Genomic DNA, 22,595 nt, shown 5'->3' on the forward strand with positions numbered 1-22,595 from the left:
CTCCCTCAGACCTGCGCCGGATGCGCCAGCGAGGCTTCCTGTTCGGCTTCGATGCGCGCCGCATTGGCTGCCGCGTCCCGTTCCGACAACAGCTCGCCTTCCCACTTGGCGACCACCGCGCTCGCGATGGAATTGCCGACCGCGTTCGTGGCGGAGCGGCCCATGTCGAGGAAGGTGTCCACGCCGAGGATCAGCAGCAGGCCCGCCTCGGGAATGTTGAAGTGATTGAGCGTGGCCGCGATCACGACCAGCGACGCGCGCGGCACGCCGGCCATGCCCTTCGACGTCAGCATCAGGATCAGCAGCATCGTGATCTGCGTGCTGAGCGACAGATGGATGTTGTATGCCTGCGCGATGAAGAGCGTCGCGAAGGTGCAGTACATCATCGAGCCGTCGAGGTTGAACGAGTAGCCCATTGGCATCACGAAGCTGGAGATCTTGCGCTTTACGCCGAAGCGGTCGAGCGCGTCGAGGATCTTCGGATACGCGGCTTCGGAACTCGCGGTCGCGAACGAAAGCATGAACGCTTCCTTGATGAGCGACAGGAGCCTGAAGACGCGCCGCCGCAGAAACGCGAAGCCCGCGAGCACCAGCAGGCCCCACAGCAGAAACAGGCTGAGATAGAAATCCGCCATGAAGACGGCGAACTTCAGCAGGATGGTCAGCCCGTTGACCGCGACGGTGGCGGCCATCGCGGAGAGCACGGCGAGCGGCGCGAGCTTCATCACGTAGCCGGTGATTTTCAGCATCACGTGCGAAAGCTGATCGATCGCGGCGAGCAGGACCTTGCCTTTATCGCCGAGCGCGGCGAGCGCGACGCCGAAGAACATCGAGAAAACGACGATCTGCAGGATCTCGTTGTTGGCCATCGCTTCGGCGAACGAGCGCGGCACCATGTGGCCGACGAAGTCCTTCAGCGTGAATTTAGAGGTCGCGAGATTCGCCGATGCGCCGATATCGGGCAATGGCAAGCCCAGGTTGTCGCCGGGTCTGAGCAGATTCGACATCAGCAGGCCGAGCAGCAGGGAAACGAGCGAGGCGGTGATGAACCAGCCCAGCGCCTTGGCGAACACACGCCCGACGGAGGCCGCGTCGCCCATGTGCGCGATGCCTACGACCAGCGTGGAAAACACGAGCGGACCGATCAGCATCTTGATGAGCCGCAGAAAGACGTCCGACACGAGCGCGATGTAGCCGGCGACTTCGGTGGCGGTCTTTTTGTCGGGGAAGCTCGTGTAGATCATGTAGCCGACCCCGATGCCGATGACCATCGCGACCAGGATCCAGACGGCGGCGGAATTCTTCTTCATGTCCAGGCCTCCATTGACTGCATATCGAACGATTGCATTTCAAATTTCGGGTGGAGCAGGCGATGCAAGGCGGGCGTGCGGTCCGCGTATGATCAGATGTTAGCGTGCTTCTCGATCCTTGCCGAGTGTGGCGCGTTTCCACGTTTTGCGGGCGTGGATGCGCACGGCGGCAGGTGCTTATCATAAGCCTTTCGGGGTGATTGGGGACGTGAAGTCTTGTTGCGGGGGAAATCGCACCCGATTCATCGCATCGATCAGTGATGGTGATACGGGTGTCCGAATTTGGATGGCGCTCTCGCGAGTTCGCGCAAGCGAGAGCGACTGGCCTTGGCAGACAATGTGACGTACCGTGCGTTCGATTATTGAACTTCCCGTATCATCCGTTCCCTGCAGTCTTTCAGGGACTTCTCGTCGTCGATCAATTTTCCGTACGCATATTTGCAATAGTCGGATAGCGCTTTTCGTACGTCCGGCGTTAGCTCATTCAAAGGCAACGGATTTCCTTCATTCGCAAATGGATTGATGAACTCTCTCCTTAGGGTTGGTCGTTTTTTCAAGAAGTAAATTACATTGTCCTCATGATCTATATAAGAGTGGTAATATCCAACGCTTAGACAAAAGCCGAGGATGAGCAAAACTACAATCATCAAAGAAAAGGCAACGCCCCTCTTTATTCTCATAACAGATTACGCCCCGGGATCAGATAAGCGAAGCTCTGAGCGCAGCAATTTGACAATATCCATTCCCAGATTTCCGGGACATGCTCGCCCCTTGTTTGTTGCAAGCCGCTGATATTCTCGATGCTCACCTAGTCTTTTAATATTAAAAAAATCCTTTAGCACGCTGCACAACGTTCTGCTTGCTCTGATTTGTTCGAGCGTCGGCTTGTCATGCCGAAGAACGATCTGATCGGTTAAGATTCCGCGAAGGTTCTTAAGCTTATCAACGAAGGACAAGCGGCTATATTCCTCTTTATAGGCCTCACCCGCCTGCACAAGGTCCGCAAGAAAAACTATTCCAATCTTGCCCGTATTGTCGCCAGCAACGTGTTCGCCGGTAAATCTAATATCACGGCCCTCGTATATTTCACCTTGGCACGAGATAGCGTAGTGGTATCCTGCATCGTCGAAGGGCGGGCTTCTACCCATATCCTCGGCTTGCACACGTTGCATTTCTTCAATGGACGGCGCGCCACAGGAGTAGCTACGGCCTGCGTGATGCAAAACAATGTCCTGATAATCCCAATGACTCTCGCGCAAGTTACCACTCGGGGGTTTTGCGTGCCAATCCGATCGCTCGATCAGCTCATAGCCTTGTTTGCGCAGCGCATTGATAATCACGTGCCGAGTTGCGGCTTGATTATCCACAGAGATCGATATTGCGTTATTTTTGCTACCTCCCAGTGCCGAACGCGTGGATGTCCAATGTTCAATGTCGTAATCTGCGGCCATATACTTACGCGGCTCTCCCTGGACTTAATTCGCGTTTGGGTGACGAGAAAATGACGTGCATATCGATAGAACTCTCACCGTCTGTTTCTATCTTTGCGTAGCCGCTGTCGTCCGTTCTGCCGGATTGATCGATTCCCGCTACGTGAGCGACGAAATTCCGATTACGCAGCGGCTCGCCTGTAACGCTGTCCCAAACGTAGAACCAGCTCGTATGCTTGTCTTCATTTTGGCTCCGCTTGGTCGCCTCTTCGATCGAACCGTTTGACGCAGCACGCGAACCGATGACGCCAAGATTTTCGGCCAGATCGTCGTACCACGCCTCTCCCGCGAGCTTCGCAAAGATGCGGGGATGTTCCGGGCAACCACAGACGACGACATCATTCTCCAGCGCTATCTCGCTCGCACCTAAGCTCATTCGACGTGGGCCGCCGTCCTTGGCAATGTATCCGGTTGTCTTGCAGATTGGACAATAGGCTGCCCCATTGATGAGGGCAGCCTGATGTCCACCCAACATGAAAATCAGCCCTTTGTAATCGCAGATTTCTCCGTTGTTACTGAGCTTGTCCCCGACTACTGCGAATCGTCGCATCATGTTCGGTCTCCGCTATATGATTCGTTATGCTTGCTTTTTGGCATATGTCTATGTTCTCAAAGAAATCTACTCGATTGAGCAGGTGTTGCCAGCATACGAACGCGTCGGAGAAGCGCAACGGGACGTGGAAAACTAAATATCAAATCAACAAACTTTGACGTCGTCGCAGGATGATGTCCGCGGGTTTTCCCGAGCTTTCCGCTCGTTTTGAGCGGAAGCGCGAGTAGCGACGAAACGGTCTTTTGCGTGACGCTGCCGCTAGCGGGCGGCAGCTCGCGAGGCGCATGACGAGCAACGGCTCGCCGGCGCTGTCCTGTGAATGCCGAAAGCTGCCCGAAACCTCCTCACCGCAGCGTCTACAATGTCTGCAACGGAAGCCGCGCCGCACGCATGGGCGCACGAACCATCATGGACAAGCCCGTGATCCTCGCCGTGGACGACGACCCGATCGTGGCCGGCGCGGTCGCGCGCGATCTGCAGGTCGCCTATGGCGAGCACTATCAGATCGTGCGCATGAATTCGGGCCCGGCGGCATTGGAAGCGGCGCAGCATTTGCGGCTGCAGAATCGTTCCGTGGCGCTGTTCATCGCGGATCAGCGCATGCCGAAGATGAGCGGCATCGAGTTCCTCGAACAGGCCATCGAACTGTTTCCCGAAGCGAAGCGCGTGCTGCTGACCGCTTACGCCGACACCGATGCCGCCATCCGCGCGATCAACACGGTGCATCTCGACCAGTATCTGCTCAAGCCCTGGCATCCGCCCGAGCAGAATTTCTATCCCGCGCTCGACGATCTGCTCGCCGACTGGCACGCGTCCTCGCGCTCGGCGTTTCAGGGCATCCGGATTCTCGATCATCGCTGGTCGCCGCAAGGGCATCAGTTGCGCGACTTCATGGCGCGCAATCACATTCCGTTTCGCTGGTTCGACGTCGAGCGGCACGCCGAGGCCGATCCGCTCCTGAACGCGCTCGCTCCCGGTCAGCGTCAGTTGCCCGTGGTCGTGTTCGAGGACGGCACCGTCACGAGCCGCCCGACGATCGCGCAGATCGCCGAGAAGGTCGGGCTGCACACGCGCTCGACAACGCCGTTCTATGACCTCGTCATCGTCGGCGGCGGGCCGGCGGGACTGGCGGCGGCCGTGTACGGCGCATCGGAAGGGCTGCATGTCGCGATCATCGAATGCGATGCGCCAGGCGGGCAGGCGGGCACGAGCTCGCACATCGACAACTATCTCGGCTTTCCGTCGGGCGTGAGCGGAGCGGACCTGTCGAGGCGCGCGCTCGCGCAGGCGCGTCGCTTCGGCGCCGAGATGATCCTCACGCAGCACGCGGTAGGGCTGCGCATCGAGCCGCCGTACAAGTTCGTCAGGCTCTCCGATGGATCGGAAGTGAGCTGTCTCGCGCTGATGGTCGCGAGCGGCGTGTCGTACCGCAAGCTCGAAGCCCGCGGCGTGCAGGAACTCACCGGCGCCGGCGTGTATTACGGCGCGGCGCTGGTCGAAGCGGTCGCCTGCTCGAATCAGGATCTCTTTATCGTCGGCGGCGCGAATTCGGCGGGTCAGGGCGCGATGTTCCTGTCGAAGTACGCGCGCTCGGTGACGATTCTCTGTCGCGGACCATCGCTGAGCGTGGGCATGTCGCACTATCTCGTCGAACAGATTCACGAGACCGAGACGATTCGCGTGCGGCCGCATACCGAAGTCGAGAGCGTGAGCGGCGACGGCCACCTCGCGGAGATCACGTTGCGCGACGTGCAGACCGGGCGTTCGGAAACGGTCCCGGCGAGCGGCCTCTTCGTGTTCATCGGCGCGGCGCCGTGCACGGAATGGCTGCGCGGCGTCGTCGAACGGGACGAGCACGGTTTTCTGCTGACGGGCCGCGCGCTCGTCAAAGGCGGCCGCGCGCCTGCGGGATGGCAGCCGGGCCGCGATCCGTTCCTGCTCGAAACGAGCGTGCCCGGCATCTTCGCGGCGGGCGATGTGCGCGCCGATTCCGTCAAGCGCGTCGCGGCCGCGGTGGGCGAAGGCTCGATCGCCGTGCACTTCATTCATCAATATCTCGCGAATCCATGAGCGATCCATCGATGCTCTTCGAGATGCCGCTCTTCGCCGGGCTGTCCGCCGGGCGCAAGCAATGGCTGCTCTCGAATCTGAGCGAGCTTCGCCTGAAGCGCGGCGAGATTCTGATGCGCGAAGGTCAGACGGTCACGCATCACTTCATCCTGCTCGAAGGCGAGTTGCTGACGGAAAAGCGTGTCGCGGGCCGGCAGGTGATCGACGATACGCGCGCCGCGCCGGTTTCGATCGCGGAGGCTTCGCTGCTCGCGCGGATGCCGCTGCCCTTGACCTTCACCGCCAGCACCGATTGCTATCTCGTCTCGCTGACCGAGAGCGTCGTGCGCACGCTGATGAACGAATGCGAGTCCTTCAGCAGCCAGATCTTCCGGTCGATGTACGGCCGCATCAGCGCATACGACATGTTCATTCTCAGCGGCGAGAAGCTGGCCGCGCTCGGACGGTTGTCGGCGGGGCTGGCGCACGAGCTGAACAATCCGGCGGCGGCCGTGGCGCGCGCGGCGGACGGTATGCGCGATGCACTCGACAGCCTGCATCGGGCGACGCGCGCGCTCGTCCTCAGCGCGCTGCCCGCCGGCATCATGGATACGCTCGATGAATGGGCGAGCCGCGCGCCGCCCGCCGTCGATGCCACGCCTCAGGGCGCATTGCGGCAAAGCGAAGCCGAAGACCATTTCGCGCAGTGGCTTTCGTCGCACGGACTGGAGAAGCCCTGGCTGATCGCGCCGCGGCTCGTGGCGGCCGGCTTCGCGCCGGACGAACTCGAAGCCATTGCGTCACGTGTGAGCCGCGAGCAATTCGGCGCGGCTATCGGCTGGCTCGCCGCGACCTTCGAAATGCGCTTTCTGTCCGAGCAGACCTGGCTCGGCGCGGGTCGCATCTCCGAAATCGTGAAGGCGATGAAGTCGTACTCCTACATGGATCAGGCGCCGTTGCAGGTGGTCGATATCCACAACGGTATCGAGGACACGTTGACCATCATGCAGCATCGCCTGAAGCATGGCGTCACCGTCACGCGCGACTACGATCGCGCGCTGCCGCCCGTCCCGGTGTACGGCAGCGAGCTGAATCAGGTGTGGACCAATCTGATCGACAACGCCGTCGATGCGATGGACGAAAGCGGCGAGCTCACGATCCGCTCGCATCGGGAAGGCAACTGCGCGGTGATCGAAATCTCGGATACCGGACCCGGCATCCCGGAGGATGTCATGCCCCGGCTCTTCGAGCCGTTTTTCACGACCAAGCCGCCGGGCAAGGGCAACGGTCTCGGATTGCACATCGCATACCGGACCGTGGTGCATCGGCATGACGGCAGGCTCACCGTGGTCGCGAACGAAGGCGGGACCACGTTCCAGGTGCGGCTGCCGCTCGTGCATCGGCGTGCCGCGCCCGCTTGACGACGTCAGCCCGGCGTGCGCTCCGATACCGCTTCATGACGCGCGTTGTAGGAAGGCGCGCTGGCATCGTCGGGCAATGTGGAGCCCTGTACCGCCGACATCAGGTTCTCGACGGACGGGCCCATCGCGTCCGTGAACGTCTTCGGATGCACGCCGATCCCGAGCACCAGCACGGCCATCGCGCCGAACAGCGCGAGTTCGCGCTTGCCGAGGTCGCGCAGGCCGGCCACGCGCTCGTTCTTCACCGCGCCGAAGATCACGCGCTTGACCATCCACAGCGTGTAGGCCGCGCTCAGGATCAGCGACGATGCAGCCGCCGCGCCGATCCAGAAATTGAGGCGGATGGCGCCCATCAGCACCAGAAATTCGCCGACGAAACCCGACGTGCCGGGCAGGCCGACATTGGCCATCGAGAACAGCATCGCGCAGACGGCGAAGCGGGGCATCGTGTTGGCGACGCCGCCGTAGGCATCGATCGAACCGTTCTTCGTGCGCTCGACGAGCACGCCCGTGCACAGCAGCATCGCGCCGGACACGATGCCGTATGACAGCATCTGCACGACCGCGCCTTCGGTGCCCATGCGGTCGAAGGTGAAGAGGCCGAGCGTCACGAGACCCATGTGCGCGACCGCCGAGTAGGCGAGCAGCTTGCGCATGTCCGTCTGCGCGAGCGCGACGAGGCTACCGTAGATCACGGCGACGAGCGACAGCGCGATCATCGCCGGGGCGAAGAAGTGGGAAGCGTCCGGCACGATCGGCAACACGTAGCGCAACATGCCGTAGCCGCCGATCTTGAGCATGCCGAGCAGCACCGCAGCGCCTGTCGGGCCTTCCGAATTCACGTCGGGGAGCCACGTGTGAACCGGGAACATCGGCACCTTGACCGACAACGCCGCGAGGAAACAGACGAAGACGGCGATCTGCGGCGTGAAGCCGAGCTTCAGATGACGCCATGCGTCGATATCGAAGGTATGCGCCTGCGTCCAGAGATAGATCAGCGCGGCCAGCATCGCGAGCGAGCCGAGCAGCGAGAAAAAGAAGAAGCGGATGGCCGCATACACGCGCCGCTCGCCGCCCCATGTGCCGATCAGCAGATACAGCGGAATCAGCGACGCCTCGAAGAACACGAAGAACAGCATGCCGTCGAGTGACGCGAACACGCCCTGCATGCAGCCCGAGAGCACGAGAAACGCGCCGTAGTACTGCGCGACCTGCTTCGTGACCGACTGCCACGACGCGATGAAGATGATGAGCGTCGTCACCGCCGTGAGCACCGTGAACCACAGCGAAATGCCATCGACGCCCAGATGGTACGAGATGCCGAACTGCGGCAGCCACTCGACGCGCTCGACGAACTGCATCGCGCTCGACGACGCATCGAAGCGCGACAGCAACGGCACGACCGGCAGCAGGCCGAGGATCGCGCCGAACAGGGCGACGGCGCGCGCGAGCGTGGCCGACGCGCTGAAGGTCAGCACGAAGATGCCCGACACCACGGGAATCCAGATGAGAAAGCTGAGAACGGACGGCAGATGCATAAGCTTGGCTTGAATCAGGCGCAAGGCACGGCCAGCACGCGATGGACGTGCTCGCTGGAAGCGCGTGGCGACAGTGGAATGTAAGGCAGGACGAGATGCGCGGAGGTTTGGATCCGGAAGCGCAACCCGAATACGCTAGGCGTATTCCTAAGGGTTAACGAGCATAACCGAAAAGAAAAGATTTTGGGGAATTGCGGCGTATCAAATTCATTGCGTCGGATGGCATTGACATTTTTACCGATGACGGGTCGTGGGGCCGTCGCGTCGAATAAATCATACGTTCGGTTCGGGGTTGCCCTGATTTGCCCGGAGCCGGCTGGCCCTTAGCCTAGAACGCAAGGAGACAAGCATGAAAAAAGCTTTCAGGGCCGTCGTGTTCGCGCTCGTCGCATATCTCGTCGCCGATCGCGCGATGCTCCACGCGGAGGGCCGCGACATCGGCGCGGCGTCGTGCGCCCAGAGCGCCGCGCAAGTCGAGTTCGACGCGCTGAGCAAGGGTTTCAGTCAGGCCGCCGCGAGCAGCCAGCGCGACGCCTTCAGATCGCAATGCCTCGTATCGGGCCACGCGCAGCCCGGCGAGGCAATGGCAATGCGGTGAAACGGCAGCCGGTTGAACGGTTTGCGCAGAGAGTAACCGAGAGGTTGACCAGGCTAGTCGCGCCCAGAGCGATCGCGCGGATATTCGCGTCGCTTGTCGATTATTTACATAGTCGAAAAAGAGAGATTTGTGATTTTCGCTCTTCACATCTCGACACGCCTCCGCTTGAACGGATAAGCTGCGTTTCGGTGATGTTATCGTAAATCTCTTCTCGTGCGGCAGTAAATTGTGATTAAGTTAGACGGTTATTTTATTAATCTGGACCGAAGCGAAGACCGACTCGCTTCAATGCAATCGCAACTCGAAGAAATCGGCTTGGCCCAATGTTTTCAGCGCTTTCGCGCGGTTGACGGGGCGCTCGATGGCCCCTTCGACACCGTTGGTCAAAATGGCGTATGGGCATGCCGTCGCTCGCATGAGCGGATTATCCTGGAATCCGATCAAGACGCTGCGACGATTATTCTCGAAGACGACGTAGAACTCAGTCGATATCTCCCGCATGTCATTAACGAAGGCGTAGTCGAAAACATAATCGCGACTCATCCGGGAATCGACATGTTTTTCCTGGACTGCGCTCCTTTTCAGGATGCCGTGCCACAGCTCATGAGGGCGGCAGAGACGAATATGCCCGGTCGGAAACAGGAAGACTCGAAGGGCGCCGATCGCCACGAGATGGTAGGCGTGGCTTTCCCGAATGCGCATGCGGTCTATGCTTTTTGCTCTGCTGCTTACGTTGTTACTCCCAAGGGAAAGGAAACGCTGCGCAAGCTCTTTGAAGCAGGACCAGACATCAGATATCCCATCGACATTCTGTATCGGGACTGGATTGCATCCGGCGCATTGAATGCCAACATTACCGTGCCGTTTCTTGCCACGCCAAGACACATGAGCGCCTCGACTATCGCGTACGACGAGCTGGATCAATCGCAGCACTTGAGTGAACGAAAAAATACACTGATGAGTGCAATTCGACGCCTCTTGTTTGCAGGCGATCCTGCCCTCGACGTGAGCGCAATCGAGCCGCTGCTGCTGTGCGAGTCGCGCGACTCATCGGAGTATCGGTTCGCCATGCGTATTTACGAGTCTATGTGGTGGGATCTTCAATGATCCGCGCTTTATGATCGGGCGCAGCACGACCGCGTGCTGCCGGGTCCATATGGCGGCGCGCCCGATCCACTTCTTCAGTTCACCTTCACCGTCGGCCGCACGCGTTCGCGAAGCCATTGGCTCGCGGCGTACATCACCGCTCGCTTGACGCCCGTGAGGCCCATGATGTGCCGGCGATACAGATGCCGGTAGCACGAGGCCGCGAACCATCCGTCGATAAAAAGCGGCTGCCGCAGCAACTCGCTCATCAGCGCGCCCGCCGCCCCCGCGCGTCCGAACGAAATGAGCGTGCCCTGATCGCGATATGAGAAAAGCGGCACGGCGCGATTGTCGAGGCGGCGCGCGAGCGCATCGGCGAGATAGACGGCCTGCTGCCAGGCGGCCTGCGCGCGCGGCGGCACGAGCGCTTCCCCTTTCGACGCGGCGCACGCGGCGCAGTCGCCCATCGCATAGATGCCCGAACCGGGTTCGATCTGCAGCGTTCCATCGACGATGACCTGTCCGAGCCTGTTCAACGGCAAACCTTCGAGCGTGCGCAGCACGGGCGGCCCTTCCACGCCCGCGGCCCAGATCGTGATGTCGCTGGCGAGCGTTTCGCCATCCACGGTCGATACGGCATTCGCGTCCACCGCGCGCACCCGGCAGCCGAGCCGAACCTCGACGCCGAGTCCGGCGAGCACGTCCTGAGCGCGCGTCGAGATGCGCTCGGGCAGCGCGGGCAGCACGCGCGGCGCGCCTTCCAGCAGACGAATGCGGATATCGCTGGCCGGATCGAGCGACGCGAGGTGGTAGTCGCGCAGCATTTCGGCCGAGCCGCGCAGCGCGGCGGCCAGTTCGACGCCGGTCGCGCCGCCGCCGATCACGGTCACGGAAACAGGCGATGCGACCGCGCCGGGCGTCGCTTGCCGTGCGTGACTCGAACGCAGCAGGCTCGACAACAGACGCCGCCGGAACGTCTCCGCCTGCTCCACCGTCTCCAGCGTCAACGCGTGCTGTTCGGCGCCGGGAATCGAGAAGAAGTTGGTTACGCTGCCGAGCGCGAGCACGAGCGTATCGAATGCGAGCGTTCGCTTCGGCAGCAGCGGGCGTCCGTCGATATCGGTCGTCTCGTCGATGACGATCTCGCGGCGGCCACGATCGATGCTCGCGAGCGCGCCCTGCTCGAAGCGGAAGTGATTCCACTTCGCGTGCGCGGCGTAATCGATCTGATGACTCGACGCGTCGATCTGGCCGGAAGCGACTTCGTGCAGGAGCGGTTTCCAGAAGTGCGTCGGGAAACGGTCGATGAGGATCACTTCGGCGCGGCGACGCTTGCCGACGCCATTGCCGAGACGCGTCGCGAGCTCGAGCCCTGCGGCGCCGCCGCCCACGATAACGATGCGATGGGGCGAATCGACCTGGTGTTGCGCATAAGGATTCAACATCGTGGATCTCCCGGAGTGCTGTTGGATGCTTGACGACCTCGTTGGAAAAAATATAAGGTCGCGGAAACATTTGCGCTATTTAGTATTTATCACCGACCCATAAGTTTTTACTAATGTTAAAGACGACGACCTTTCGGCAATTGCGCACGCTGCAGACCGTTGCGCGCGTGGGCAGCATCTCGGGCGCCGCCGACGAACTGCACCTCACGCAGCCCGCGGTATCGCTGCAAATTTCGCTGCTGGGCGAGGCGGCGGGCACGCCGCTTTTGCGCAGAGTGGGGCGCGAGGTGCAACTCACGGCCGCGGGCGAGGTGATGGCGCGTTATGCGAACGAGATTCTGAGTCTGTGGAACGAGGCGGGCGAGGAAGTGGCGGCGCTGCGCGGCGAGCTGGGCGGCACGTTGCGCATCGGCGCAATCACGACGGCGGAGTATCTCGTGCCGCCGTTGCTCGTGCGCTTCACGAAAGAACGGCCCGGCGTGAAGCTGCAGTTCCGCATCGGCAATCGCGATGACATCGTGCGCATGCTCGCGACGAATGAAATCGATCTCGCGATCATGGGACGGCAACCGCGCGAATTGCGCACGAACGCCGCGGCATTCGCGAAGCATCCGATGGCATTCGTCGCCGCGCCGTCGCATCCGCTCATGCATGCGAAGCGCCTGAGCCTGCCCGATCTCGAATCGGCGAATCTGCTCGTCAGGGAGCGCGGCTCGGGCACGCGCGTCGCGATCGAAGGGCTTTTCAAGGAGGCGGGACTGAAGCTGCATGCCGCATCGGAGCTATCGAGCAACGAGGCGATCAAGCAGCTCGTCGAAGCGGGACTAGGCGTCGCGTTTCTTTCGCTGCACGCGTGCGCGCTGGAGATGCAGGCGGGCTTGCTCGCGACGCTTCCCGTGCCATCGACGCCGATCGAGCGCGCGTGGCATGTGGTGCATATGTCGGAGCGACGTCTGCCTCAGGTTGCCAATGCGTTCAGGGAATTTTTGATGCAGTCGGGAGCGGCGGTGGCGGGGTTGACTGCGCCGCCGGAGATGCATAAGGCGCGTTCGGGACGGAAGAAGATGGAAGTCGGCGATGCGACTGGTGTTCGTCGGAAGGTCTGATTGGCAGCACGTGGCGCGAGCCATCGAAGATCGAAGCGCGCCTTCTATTCGACACGCAGATGACCTGCGCGACGCGCGCCCGCTGAAATCGAGGATCCGCCTACCGATACTCGTCAATCTCGATGGTGCCGCCCAACGACTCCATTATGGTGCGGATATCGTCGGGTACGTCGGGCACGCGGTCCCCTGCCTCGTTCACCCAATAGCAAAAAAAGCGCATCTTTGCTCCGACACTTTCGATATGCGCTTTAAGGTCCGATCGCGGCAGTTCCAGCACCCGGACAAGATAACGCAGATGAGACGCCAACTGATCGCTTCGAACCGCCTTTTCGCTGTCAATACCCCACACCCCTGTCCGCCGTGCGAAGGTGCGGCCTTGTCCTGTCCAGTCCTTAAGCGGCTCCCCCTTCGTTACGGCCACATCCGGCTGTACGCCGAAGTACTGTGTCCACCAGTCCGGCGTGACGCGATCGCCTGTTATCGTGAAACTCGCAGACGCAAGTGCGTGACTAGTCATTGTCGCCCCCGGTTAATTGCCGTAGTCGTGCAAGTTGTCGATGTATTCGCCATCGAGCGACACGTCGCCGTTCTTTTCGAATTCAAGGTCATCCTTTGGCCCGACGCCGTTGACTCTCTTGAATCTGTGAATCATTTCGCGGAACGTAGAGCTGTCATAGCCCAGCATTTTCGCCGCGTATCGCTCATTCGTTGTCCCCGCCAGTTCTTCTAAATCACCATCCGGTATATCGGGCTGATAGTCGAACGTCTGCGCATCATCAAGCAATGAGCCGCCCTGGTCCGAGTCGCCACCGCCATCGGGTAGCAGGTCGCCGGGCTTGGCGAGCCAAGCCGTCATGCAATCGTCCGCGAAAAGTCGTGGTTGAAGCGGGCGGTCATAGTATGAGCCTGTGCGTGCTATGCGCGGTGCGTTCTTGAAGAGTTGCGACGGGGTGAAAGTGGCTGGGCGCGGCTTGGGCGCATCGCCGTCGCGTCCGCCACGCAGTCCGTTGTTTGGCGGGTCCGGAATCGTCACCACTTCGCCTAGTTCGAAGGCGCGTTGCACTTTCCGGCGCACTTTTGAGGGGGCGGCCTCGTCAATGTTCAGAAGTTCTTTCAGCTTCGACATGAACGCCTTATCGCGCATCCATTCGAACGAGCCAGCGAGAAACGCTTGCCCGCTTTTTTCGGCGCGGTGCTCCTCGGCCCCGCTGGTGAAATGAACGTCGCGCCGCCTACGCAGTGTCAGTGAGCGGTTCGCCAGCCGAATTTCTTGGATCAACTTCTGCCTCTCTCTCTGTTTATGATGGAGGGTATTGATAGCATGGCTAATCGATCAAGCTTTCACTCCTGCACACAAAGACACATTAATCGAAGCGAAACGAAACCTGATTGAACGGGCGCGGCTATTGGCGCAATCGGTTGAAATTCAAACCAGATAATACGAATATTAATATTTTCAGTACTTCTTATAAACTATCTGAAATTAAATAGTGTCAAAGATAGTCGCTAGTTGCGTTGATCCAACGTTCAGATCCCCGCCCAGCGGTGCAATTTACAATCCCTTTTCTATATGTAACCATCCGCTGAAAATGAGAATGATGGTGGTTGCTGATGAGAGGCGACAATCCTGAGGCGTATAAATGTTCAGTATGTCCGTCTCATCTGCTGCCGTGAGCGGAATTTGAGTGCGCGTGCAGATAATGCATAGTTATGCGAACAGAATCGCATGCGTTAGAAGAAGCCAATGAGACAACTCGTCGGCTCATAAAAAAACATCCAAGGTACTCCCGATGCGTTACTTTCGTTACTCGATCCTCTTCACTCTCGTTTGCGTGATCTCAGGCTTCCTATGGGGCGAGTCATCGACAGGCAATGGCATTGCAGCCGTCGCGCTGGTGTTGTTGCTGGGCGTGATGGAGATCAGCCTGTCGTTCGACAACGCAGTGGTCAATGCAGCGATCCTGAAGGATATGGACCCGAAGTGGCGCCAACTTTTTCTGACCGTCGGCATTCTCGTTGCGGTCTTCGGCATGCGCCTGCTGTTCCCGATTCTCGTCGTCGCCGTGGCAACGGGCCAGGGCTTGCTCAGCGTCGCGCAAATGGCGCTGGAAGCGCCCGACCAGTACTCCGCCTATCTCGCGGGCGCTCACACTGGCATCGCGGCGTTCGGCGGCATCTTTCTGTTCCTGGTCTTCGCGTCGTTTCTTTTCGATGACGAGAAAGAACTTCACTGGCTCGGCGTGATGGAAGCGAAGCTCGCTGGCCTTGGCAAGCTCGGCTCCACGGGCACCATCTGCGCGCTCGCCATCCTGCTGCTGATCCAGGCGCTCTTTCCCCTCGACACGCCGTCGCGCATCTCCGTCATGGTTGGCGGCGTCGGTGGCATCTTCCTGTATGCGCTCGTCGATAGCCTCAGTGTCTTCTTCGAAGACGACGAACAGGCCGACGCCGCAGGCCGTGTCGCGAAGCGATCGGGCGTCATGGGCTTCCTCTACCTCGAAGTGCTCGATGCATCGTTCTCGTTCGACGGTGTGATCGGCGCGTTCGCCATCACCCGCGATGTGGTGATCATCATGCTCGGCCTCGCGGTCGGCGCCATGTTCGTGCGTTCGCTGACCGTCTATCTGGTCGAGAAAGGCACGCTCGATGAATACGTGTTCCTCGAGCACGGCGCGCACTACGCGATCGGCGCGCTCGCTCTCATCATGCTCGGCAGCATCGTCTGGCACGTCAGCGAAGTGGTGACCGGTTTCATTGGCGTGGCGTTCATCGCGGCGGCCATGACGTCGTCGCTGATTCACCGTAAGAACAATTCACGTCCGAACGCCGAAGCGAACTGACGCGCTCACCCTTCAACCTCCTCGTTATTGTCGCAAGGCAGAGTCATGGCAGTTTCTTTATCCAAAGGCGGCAACATCTCGTTGTCGAAGTCCGCGCCTTCGCTGTCGCGCATTCTCGTCGGTCTTGGCTGGCAAGCCCGCGTCACGGACGGCGATGACTACGATCTCGACGCCAGCGCATTCATGGTCGCCGAAAGCGGCAAAGTGCGCGGCGATGAGGACTTTATCTTCTACAACCAGCTGAGCTCGCGTTGCGGGTCCGTGGAACATACCGGCGACAACCGCACCGGCGCGGGCGCGGGCGACGACGAAGCGCTGCAGATCGACCTCACGCTCGTCCCGAATCACGTGAAGCGCGTCGTCGTGTGCGTGACCATCGACGATGCCGAAGCGCGCCGTCAGAACTTCGGCCAGGTGTCGGGCGCATTCATGCGCATCGTGAATCTCGATAACGACGTCGAAATCGCGCGCTTCGATCTGTCGGAAGACTACAGCACCGAAACGGCTGTGATCTTCGGCGAAGTGTATCGCCACAACGACGAATGGAAATTCAAGGCCGTCGGCCAAGGCTACGCGGGCGGTCTCGAAGCGCTGTGCGGGCAGTTCGGCGTCCAGGTCGCGTAATCGCGATCGGCGGCGAAAAATCAAAGAATACGAGGAAGATATGAGAAGACTCCCTGTCTATCTGCTGCTGGACACGTCCGGTTCCATGAGCGGCGAGCCCATCGAGGCCCTCAAGAACGGCGTGCAGATTCTGGTCTCGACGCTGCGCCAGGATCCGTACGCGCTCGAAACGGCGCATCTTTCGGTGATCACGTTCGATAGCTCGGCGCGCCAGGCCGTACCCCTGACCGAGTTGTCCGCTTTCCAGACGCCGAATCTCGCGGCAAGCGGCACGACCGCGCTGGGCGACGCGCTCGCGTTACTGGCCGCCCGTATCGACGCGGAAGTGAACAAGACCACCGCCGAAGTCAAGGGCGACTGGAAGCCGCTCGTCTTCATCATGACCGACGGCGTTCCGACCGATGACTGGGCGCGCGGCCTGCAAAAGCTGCGCAAGGTTCGCACGGGCGTGATCGTCGCGTGCGCGGCGGGTCAGGGCGCGGACACAGCTGTCCTCAAGCAAATCACCGAAGTCGTTGTCGCACTGGACACGGCGGATTCGAGCACGATCAAAGCCTTCTTCAAGTGGGTGTCGGCGTCGGTGTCGACGGGAAGCCAGAAGGTCGACCAGCAGAAGGAAGTCAGCGGTCTCGGCGATCTCCCGCCGCCGCCGCCGGAAGTCAACGTGGTGCTGTAACGGGATCATCAAATGGCAGTCACTCTAAAGAAAGGCCAGGGCGTCAGCCTGAAGAAGAACGAATACGATCTGTCGATGGTCACCATCGGGCTCGGCTGGGATATCAACGATAGCAACACCGGCATTCTCGCCAGTCTGTTCGGGAAGAAGGCGGAGGAATACGACCTCGATGTCGTCGCATTCCTTTGCCAGAAAGACGGCAAGGTCCATCATCTGGGCGAGCTGAAGGAAGGCCGTCCGACGCTCGTCGGCGGGGATGTCGTGTTCTTCAACAGCCTGCATCACAGGACGGGCACCATCTGGCTGACCGGCGACAATCGCACGGGTTCGGGCAATGGCGACGACGAGCAGATCATCGTCAAGCTGAATGATCTGCCCGACGTGTACGAAAAGATCGTCTTCGTCGTTCAGATCTATGAAGGCGCGAAGCGCGAGCAGAGCTTCGACAAGGTGCGTAACGCGTATATCCGCGCGGAAGACGGCAAGAGCAAGGAAATGGTGCGCTTCGACCTGTCGGGCGGCGCGGCTTTCAGCGACTGCCGCTCCATGCTGTTCGCGGAACTCAAACGCGAGACGAACGGCTGGAAGTTCGATGCGATCGGCAGCCCCGATCAGTCCGACACGTTCGTGACCTGGCTGAAGAAGTATCTCTGAGCGTAACCGGCGAGCGACATCATGAGCAGGCGGCTTCCTGTCTACATCCTTCTCGACACGTCCGGTTCCATGCGCGGCGAGCCCATTCTCTCGGTGAATGTCGGCATGCAGGCGATGATCGGCGCGCTTCGGCAAGATCCCTTTGCGCTGGAGAGCGTTCACGTCTCTATCATCACCTTCGACATCGAGGCTCGCGAGTATCCACCCGACGTCGTAGGCACGCAGGACTTTATCGCGCCTGAAGTCGTCAAGACCACGCACCTCGCGAAAGACGATCCGAAACGCAGCCTGCCACGACGCGAGACGGACCAGCACGCGCTCGCCGTGCTGATCTACATGTACCTGCTATACCGTCATCCTCTACGTGGCGGCAAGGTGCATGACATGCAGGATGAACAGCGCGACGAGTCGCTCACAATGGGCGAACGCGCGTTGTTCGTGGAACATCCGACCGATGCGAGCAACCGCATTCGGGTGAAGAACATGAGGCCCACCGAGTTGCCCTGGGCCGATACCGAGAAGCTTCCCTACACGATCACCGGACCTTATCTCGCGAATTGCTTCAAGGCGGCCTTCGTGGATGGCCTCCACGATCCGTCGAAGCGTCCATCCGCGGGCGACTGGGAAGGCGCACTGGTCAAGACCGTCGATCTGATTCAGCCATGTCAGAACACCGCTTGCGAACAGAAGTGGTACGTCTTCGACAATTCGACGAAGCCGAAATGCCCCTTCTGCAACACACCCTTCAAGGGCAAGCTGCCGATTCTGAACCTGTACTCGTCGCGAAAGGAAGGCAATTTTCGTCCGGACAATCATCGTCTGATGGTCTGGACCAACCAATCGCTGTTCCTTTGGCACGCTAACAGTCTCATCGTGCCGAACGAACGCTTGAGCGACGATCAGAAGCCACGCGTGGGTTACTTCGTGTTCCATCGGGACAAGTGGTGGCTCGTCAACGAACGGCTGCCCGGTCTTCGAGACGTGACTGCCGAAGCCGATGTCCCGATCGGCGCAAAGCTCGAGATCAAGGATGGCCAGCAGATCCTTCTTGCCCGAGGCGATGGCGGCCGGCTTGCCGTCGTTCAGATGGTCGAAGCCTGATGACGATGCAGACCCTCGCGCTGTTCGACTTCGACGGCACCATCACCACCCGGGACACGTTCGCGCCATACCTGTTCAAGGCGTTCGGGAAGGTCCGCGTGAACCTCGCGTTCGCTTCGCTCGGCCTGCAGGCGCTTCAGGTCTGCTCGGGACTGTCGACGAGAGACCGGTTCAAGGAGCGCCTGCTCGCCCGTCTTTTCACCGGAGCCGATCGGGCGCGCCTCGAATCGGCCGGACGCGACCATGCGATCGATGTAACGAAGTGGTATCGGCCGGGCGCGCTGGAGCGAATTCGCTGGCATCGGGAGCGCGGGCATCGGCTCATCATGGTCAGCGCATCGCTCGATCTTTATCTCGAGCACATCGCAGAGGGGCTCGGTTTCGATGATCTGCTCTGCACGCAAATCGAATGCGACGGCGCGCGGGCGACCGGGCGCATGAAAGGCCTGAATTGCCGCGCGGTCGAGAAGGTGACCCGCGTCGAAGCGTTACTCGGCAAGCCGCTCGCAGACTTCGAAGTCTATGCATACGGCGACAGCGCTGGCGATACCGAGATGTTGCAGCAGGCGAGGCATCGGTTCTACAAGCCCTTCCGCAACTAGGCAGGAAGTGGGGCTTATCCGCGGCGGACGATGATCAAAGCGTGTCGCTCGTGGGCAATCCAATTCAAATAACGGGCGGCGACGCTAATTCGAGGGAGAAGTGAGATGAGTATGATGAGTTGCGTTGGCTGCGGGAAGCAGCTTCACCAGACCGCGCCGAGTTGTCCCAATTGCGGCGCGCCGCAGTTATCGACGCAGGTCGTCAAGGAAGTATCATTCGAGAAGAGCGGCTTTGGCTGGTTTCTCGCGGCTCTCAAGAAATACGCCGTGTTCGGCGGTCGCGCGCGACGCAAAGAGTATTGGTTCTTCGCGTTGTTCGTGGGCATCTTCACGTTCTTCGTCGTGTTCATCGAAGAGCTGCTGGCTCTGGGCGACGCGCCGGGCACGCTTCTCAACTTCGCCCTTTTTCTTCCCAGTATCGCAGTAGGCGTGCGGCGGCTGCACGATACGGGGCGCAGCGGCTGGTGGCTGCTTCTGCCTATCGTGAACCTCTTTTTTCTGGTGCAAGACGGCCAGAAGGGCAGCAACAACTACGGTCAGGACCCGAAGCGGGGCTGAGCCTTCTGGCGGCGGCTCTGGGGAAGAAACGCCCGCATGGCGTTATCCGGCTGGCGTGACAAGCAAAGACAGTCCGCCGCCATCGAAAAGCTTCTGAGCCTGGCCGGTCGGCCTGGCGTTTCCGGAATATGATTTGGTGCCCAGGGCGGGACTCGAACCATTATCTAAACCAATCCCGGTCCATATAAGTTTCTCGAAGGGATGAAGGGCTGACGCTATATGGGTCTGTAGAATACTCATAATGTGCACCGGAGTGCGCATTAGGTTCTTCACCGTTTGAGCAGTTCTTTGTTCGCTGCAAACCATGCCATGAATGACTTTGTTCGCTCTGGGCCAATAGCCATCTCACGTCGCTTGCTCGGATTCGGAATGGCGGTGTCGATGATGACACCGGACTCTTCATCGACCACGATGCTCTCCACGCCGGCAGTCTGATTAAGATGTTGGATGAGTTGCCACAGCGCCATCGCGGTGTCTTGGAACGCGACTTCGTTCGCGCTATAACTGACCGTCGAAGGACCCATTGGCTGCAGATTGGCGGCGCCGCTGTTTGAATCCAATTGGGCAAATCGTGCCTTTAGGGCATTCATTTGGGTATTGAGGTTCGCGATGGTCAGGCGCTGTTCCTCCACCATCGCCCGTAAAAGTTCAGGTGACGGCATTGTCTACGTCCACCAAGGAGGTAGCACCCGGCTGCTGTGCAAGGAAGTCGGAAGGACTTTGCGATAAACAGCGTTCCGCTTCAGTGTAGTTCGGTGAAGCCCGGTTAACTTGGCGATGTATTTGACAAGACTATCTAAATCTGCGAATTGTAGTCGCGAGCGCCCGCTGATGTCCTTCAACTCCGCGTTGATTCTCGCGAGATGCGTCTCTACCAAACCAGCCTGGTAGGCTGCGAAATTGTTACTTGATTGCACCATAGTTAAAGTTCCGAACCGGTTTGCGCAAACTGCTCGGAAGACTTCACAAATAGAACTGGCAACGTCGCTACATAGCGTTGCTCAGCGTGGTCTACGTAGTTGGCCAAGTCTTTCAACGTGAGTCCTCGTGGCGCCAACTGCGTTCTTATCAATCCAGCTAGGCTGGCAACCGGGTCGTCGACAGCGTCCGGAACAGACGCGCCCATTAAAAGCCGGTGAAATCGGTCGGCGATACGCTGGATTTCTGGGTCGGCAAGACTCGGGTAAGCGTCAGCTTCAACAATCCTCTGGAGAAGAAACTCGCTCATCTTGCGGTCCGTTGTGACCAAGTCTAGGTGCTTTTGCACAACCTCCGGAGCTTGAACATGGTACTCGGTCGAACCCGACTGACCGCGCCGCATTTGCAACAGGATGTCATGACTCAATTGCCAGCCGACAATTTCGTTGGCGTCCGATTCGGCCGCTTCATATAGCGCGTCAACGACGGCTTCTGGTTCGCCCCGAGCGTCCAAAGCTTCTGCGCGCCGTATGTCAACCCTAACTCTCATTTTGAGCTGATTCATCTTGGCAGCGATTCCAGGCAAATGGTCTACGCACTTCATCGCTAATGGACACATGCCGCACCGCTTCGGGGCGCCAAGCTTTTCGACGACCTCGGATGGACACGCCTCGCCAACAGGGCAGATATGTGTTTCACGAAACACAATCTCGCTCATTGGAATTTTTCGTAACGCGTCGAGGCCGCCATTCGTCTTGCTGAGCTCGTCGATGCTCCACAGTGCGACAGCCGGCGCAAACATAAAGTCTCTGATAGTCGCATCGCGGTCGCGCTGGAATCCCTGTCGAAGGGCAGACTCAGGCTTGTCGGGACGAACCACGCTTAGGCCGAAGTCGGCGAGCATCATGCGGTCTGCATATGCTAGCTTTTCGGCTATGATTTCTGATGTCGATACAGCATAGTGCGCTGTGACGACGGTACTTTCGTGTCCTAACTGCAGAGCAATGTCCGACATTTCGAGCAAGCCCGTGCGGTTTGTGGCATAGGTAGCTCGACACGAGTGCGGAGTATGGATAGCTCGAAGGTCAGAAACGTCAACCCAAGCATAGTCAGGGACGGCCTCCTGTTGTGTCTTGCTCAGGTAGACAAACTGTACAAAGTCTTCCCTTGACACTTGATTGTTATAGAACTCCTCGAATCCCCAGAGCAAAGTTGCCCAATAATTTGCGTATGTTTGGTCGGTTGAACGACCTTCACGAAGCGGGACGCGCAACAACATTGCCATTGGGCCGATTCTGCTTGGTGCGGCCAAGCCCGTTCATGTCCTGACAGCATCGGCGACTGTGCGACGAATCGTCAACATGACGGCACTCCTTGTTGCAGATGCGGGAGCGTACCGGAGCCAATATTCAGCTCGCTCATAAGTCAATATCGAAGGACAGGTTGGGCAACGCGATGAGCGCAGGCGTAAGTTCGGATAGAAAGGGTGCAAGAAACAAGAGCGACCCTATCGATGGGGCCGCTTTTGATGTGAGGGGGCGGATAGCTGGCAACCAGCGCCAGTCTTCCTCACCGTATCTCCCGCGTTACGATTTGAGCTCGGGCCACGCCTTCGCTTGGGCGAGCCGAGCTTCCTCCGAGCCCTCCGGCGCCAGGTAATCGTCGCAAACGGCGATAGCTCGCGTCACGTCTGTCGATTCAGCGTCGCGCCGGGCCAATAACTCTTTGCGCCACATCAGGACGTCATCGCGCCCTCGGTGGTTCATCTCCCAAACCATCCAATCAAGTAAATGGACAAGTTCTCGGCTGGGGATGTCCGTCAGTTCCGCGCTGGTCATGACCTGTTCCTTCGTTGGCAGCGTTATGCGTTTCGGCTGCAAATCTCTGAAGCCGTATTTGCAATGTAAGCGGCTCGTCTCGACCGTTGTAGGGGGTGACCTCAGTACGCAGCACAATGATGTCCATCACTTTCGATTTGATGGACACCACTTTGTCAGAGTTCTCAGAGAAGAAGCCGGGTAGTCGA

Annotated in this window: 23 protein-coding genes and 1 pseudogene; 13 read left to right on the forward strand and 11 right to left on the reverse strand. The window is 59.6% G+C overall.

Annotated features, from left to right (window positions below; all coding sequences use genetic code 11):
• Positions 1-5: 5 nt before the first annotated feature.
• The 3 genes from IAG25_RS24150 to IAG25_RS24160 all read right to left on the reverse strand — a co-directional run bounded on the left by IAG25_RS24150 (position 6) and on the right by IAG25_RS24160 (position 3,353).
• A complete protein-coding gene (locus IAG25_RS24150; protein ID WP_035503884.1) occupies positions 6-1,310 on the reverse strand; it encodes a dicarboxylate/amino acid:cation symporter in 1,305 nt (434 codons plus the stop codon).
• Positions 1,311-1,996: 686 nt separating this feature from the next.
• Positions 1,997-2,761, reverse strand: a complete 765-nt coding sequence (locus IAG25_RS24155) for a peptidoglycan recognition protein family protein (protein WP_187607084.1) — start codon at positions 2,759-2,761, stop codon at positions 1,997-1,999.
• A gap of 4 nt (positions 2,762-2,765) precedes the next feature.
• Entirely contained in the window at positions 2,766-3,353 is a 588-nt protein-coding gene (locus IAG25_RS24160) for a PAAR domain-containing protein (protein ID WP_187607085.1), read from the reverse strand.
• A 408-nt stretch (positions 3,354-3,761) separates the two neighbouring features.
• On the opposite strand from IAG25_RS24160, the gene IAG25_RS24165 reads away from it, so the two are divergent.
• Positions 3,762-5,423, forward strand: a complete 1,662-nt coding sequence (locus tag IAG25_RS24165) for an FAD-dependent oxidoreductase (RefSeq protein ID WP_035503922.1) — start codon at positions 3,762-3,764, stop codon at positions 5,421-5,423.
• On the forward strand, positions 5,420-6,823 hold the full coding sequence (locus tag IAG25_RS24170) for an ATP-binding protein (RefSeq protein WP_187607086.1): 1,404 nt from the start codon (positions 5,420-5,422) through the stop codon (positions 6,821-6,823). The genes IAG25_RS24165 and IAG25_RS24170 overlap by 4 nt, the downstream gene beginning before the upstream one ends.
• 5 nt (positions 6,824-6,828) lie before the next feature.
• Here the strand turns inward: IAG25_RS24170 and IAG25_RS24175 are convergent, their stop codons facing one another.
• On the reverse strand, positions 6,829-8,361 hold the full coding sequence (locus IAG25_RS24175; protein ID WP_187607087.1) for a complex I subunit 4 family protein: 1,533 nt from the start codon (positions 8,359-8,361) through the stop codon (positions 6,829-6,831).
• Positions 8,362-8,710: 349 nt separating this feature from the next.
• Between IAG25_RS24175 and IAG25_RS24180 the strand changes: the two genes are divergently transcribed.
• Together IAG25_RS24180 and IAG25_RS24185 are read left to right on the forward strand one after the other, a co-directional pair.
• On the forward strand, positions 8,711-8,959 hold the full coding sequence (locus tag IAG25_RS24180) for an adhesin (RefSeq protein ID WP_187607088.1): 249 nt from the start codon (positions 8,711-8,713) through the stop codon (positions 8,957-8,959).
• Between the two features lie 288 nt (positions 8,960-9,247).
• Complete coding sequence (locus tag IAG25_RS24185; RefSeq protein ID WP_187607089.1) at positions 9,248-10,066, forward strand: hypothetical protein; 819 nt, start codon at positions 9,248-9,250, stop codon at positions 10,064-10,066.
• A gap of 74 nt (positions 10,067-10,140) precedes the next feature.
• Here the strand turns inward: IAG25_RS24185 and IAG25_RS24190 are convergent, their stop codons facing one another.
• Positions 10,141-11,490, reverse strand: a complete 1,350-nt coding sequence (locus IAG25_RS24190; RefSeq protein WP_187607090.1) for an NAD(P)/FAD-dependent oxidoreductase — start codon at positions 11,488-11,490, stop codon at positions 10,141-10,143.
• Between the two features lie 113 nt (positions 11,491-11,603).
• On the opposite strand from IAG25_RS24190, the gene IAG25_RS24195 reads away from it, so the two are divergent.
• On the forward strand, positions 11,604-12,596 hold the full coding sequence (locus IAG25_RS24195) for a LysR family transcriptional regulator (RefSeq protein WP_187607091.1): 993 nt from the start codon (positions 11,604-11,606) through the stop codon (positions 12,594-12,596).
• A gap of 100 nt (positions 12,597-12,696) precedes the next feature.
• On the opposite strand, the gene IAG25_RS24200 is transcribed toward IAG25_RS24195, so the two are convergent.
• Both IAG25_RS24200 and IAG25_RS24205 read right to left on the reverse strand, forming a co-directional pair.
• The gene (locus IAG25_RS24200; RefSeq protein ID WP_187607092.1) at positions 12,697-13,113 is read right to left on the reverse strand and encodes a DUF4279 domain-containing protein; all 417 of its coding nucleotides are present in this window, start codon (positions 13,111-13,113) and stop codon (positions 12,697-12,699) included.
• Positions 13,114-13,125: 12 nt separating this feature from the next.
• Complete coding sequence (locus IAG25_RS24205) at positions 13,126-13,875, reverse strand: hypothetical protein (RefSeq protein WP_187607093.1); 750 nt, start codon at positions 13,873-13,875, stop codon at positions 13,126-13,128.
• A 511-nt stretch (positions 13,876-14,386) separates the two neighbouring features.
• Here IAG25_RS24205 and IAG25_RS24210 point away from each other — a divergent pair.
• From IAG25_RS24210 to IAG25_RS42145, 7 genes are all read left to right on the forward strand, one after another.
• Positions 14,387-15,436, forward strand: a complete 1,050-nt coding sequence (locus IAG25_RS24210; protein WP_187607094.1) for a DUF475 domain-containing protein — start codon at positions 14,387-14,389, stop codon at positions 15,434-15,436.
• A gap of 45 nt (positions 15,437-15,481) precedes the next feature.
• A complete protein-coding gene (locus IAG25_RS24215) occupies positions 15,482-16,060 on the forward strand; it encodes a TerD family protein (RefSeq protein WP_187607095.1) in 579 nt (192 codons plus the stop codon).
• 40 nt (positions 16,061-16,100) lie between these two features.
• Entirely contained in the window at positions 16,101-16,736 is a 636-nt protein-coding gene (locus IAG25_RS24220; protein ID WP_187607096.1) for a vWA domain-containing protein, read from the forward strand.
• A gap of 12 nt (positions 16,737-16,748) precedes the next feature.
• Positions 16,749-17,390: a TerD family protein gene (locus tag IAG25_RS24225; protein ID WP_187607097.1), complete on the forward strand. Its 642-nt coding sequence runs from the start codon at positions 16,749-16,751 to the stop codon at positions 17,388-17,390.
• Between the two features lie 21 nt (positions 17,391-17,411).
• The gene (locus IAG25_RS42265) at positions 17,412-18,491 is read left to right on the forward strand and encodes a hypothetical protein (protein WP_255503883.1); all 1,080 of its coding nucleotides are present in this window, start codon (positions 17,412-17,414) and stop codon (positions 18,489-18,491) included.
• Positions 18,491-19,093 (forward strand): HAD-IB family hydrolase, encoded by a 603-nt coding sequence (locus tag IAG25_RS24235; RefSeq protein WP_187607098.1) that lies wholly within the window; start codon positions 18,491-18,493, stop codon positions 19,091-19,093. The genes IAG25_RS42265 and IAG25_RS24235 overlap by 1 nt, the downstream gene beginning before the upstream one ends.
• Before the next feature lie 267 nt (positions 19,094-19,360).
• A complete protein-coding gene (locus IAG25_RS42145) occupies positions 19,361-19,651 on the forward strand; it encodes a DUF805 domain-containing protein (protein WP_309243964.1) in 291 nt (96 codons plus the stop codon).
• A gap of 269 nt (positions 19,652-19,920) precedes the next feature.
• Here the strand turns inward: IAG25_RS42145 and IAG25_RS24245 are convergent, their stop codons facing one another.
• Positions 19,921-20,313, reverse strand: coding sequence for a hypothetical protein (locus tag IAG25_RS24245; RefSeq protein ID WP_187607099.1), 393 nt, complete (start codon positions 20,311-20,313; stop codon positions 19,921-19,923).
• 260 nt (positions 20,314-20,573) lie between these two features.
• Entirely contained in the window at positions 20,574-21,854 is a 1,281-nt protein-coding gene (locus IAG25_RS24250) for a site-specific integrase (RefSeq protein WP_187607100.1), read from the reverse strand.
• Here IAG25_RS24250 and IAG25_RS24255 point away from each other — a divergent pair.
• Positions 21,838-21,993: pseudogene (locus IAG25_RS24255) on the forward strand (phosphate acyltransferase); the annotation flags it as partial. The gene IAG25_RS24250 and the pseudogene IAG25_RS24255 sit on opposite strands and share 17 nt — an antisense overlap.
• Before the next feature lie 162 nt (positions 21,994-22,155).
• On the opposite strand, the gene IAG25_RS24260 reads toward IAG25_RS24255, so the two are convergent.
• The gene (locus IAG25_RS24260; protein ID WP_187607101.1) at positions 22,156-22,407 is read right to left on the reverse strand and encodes a hypothetical protein; all 252 of its coding nucleotides are present in this window, start codon (positions 22,405-22,407) and stop codon (positions 22,156-22,158) included.
• On the reverse strand, positions 22,352-22,595 hold a 244-nt coding region (locus tag IAG25_RS41205), incomplete at its 5' end, for a hypothetical protein (RefSeq protein WP_222946613.1). The genes IAG25_RS24260 and IAG25_RS41205, both read right to left, overlap by 56 nt.

Origin of the sequence: Caballeronia sp. EK, assembly GCF_014384845.1 — a bacterium.
GTDB classification, from domain to species: domain Bacteria; phylum Pseudomonadota; class Gammaproteobacteria; order Burkholderiales; family Burkholderiaceae; genus Caballeronia; species Caballeronia jiangsuensis.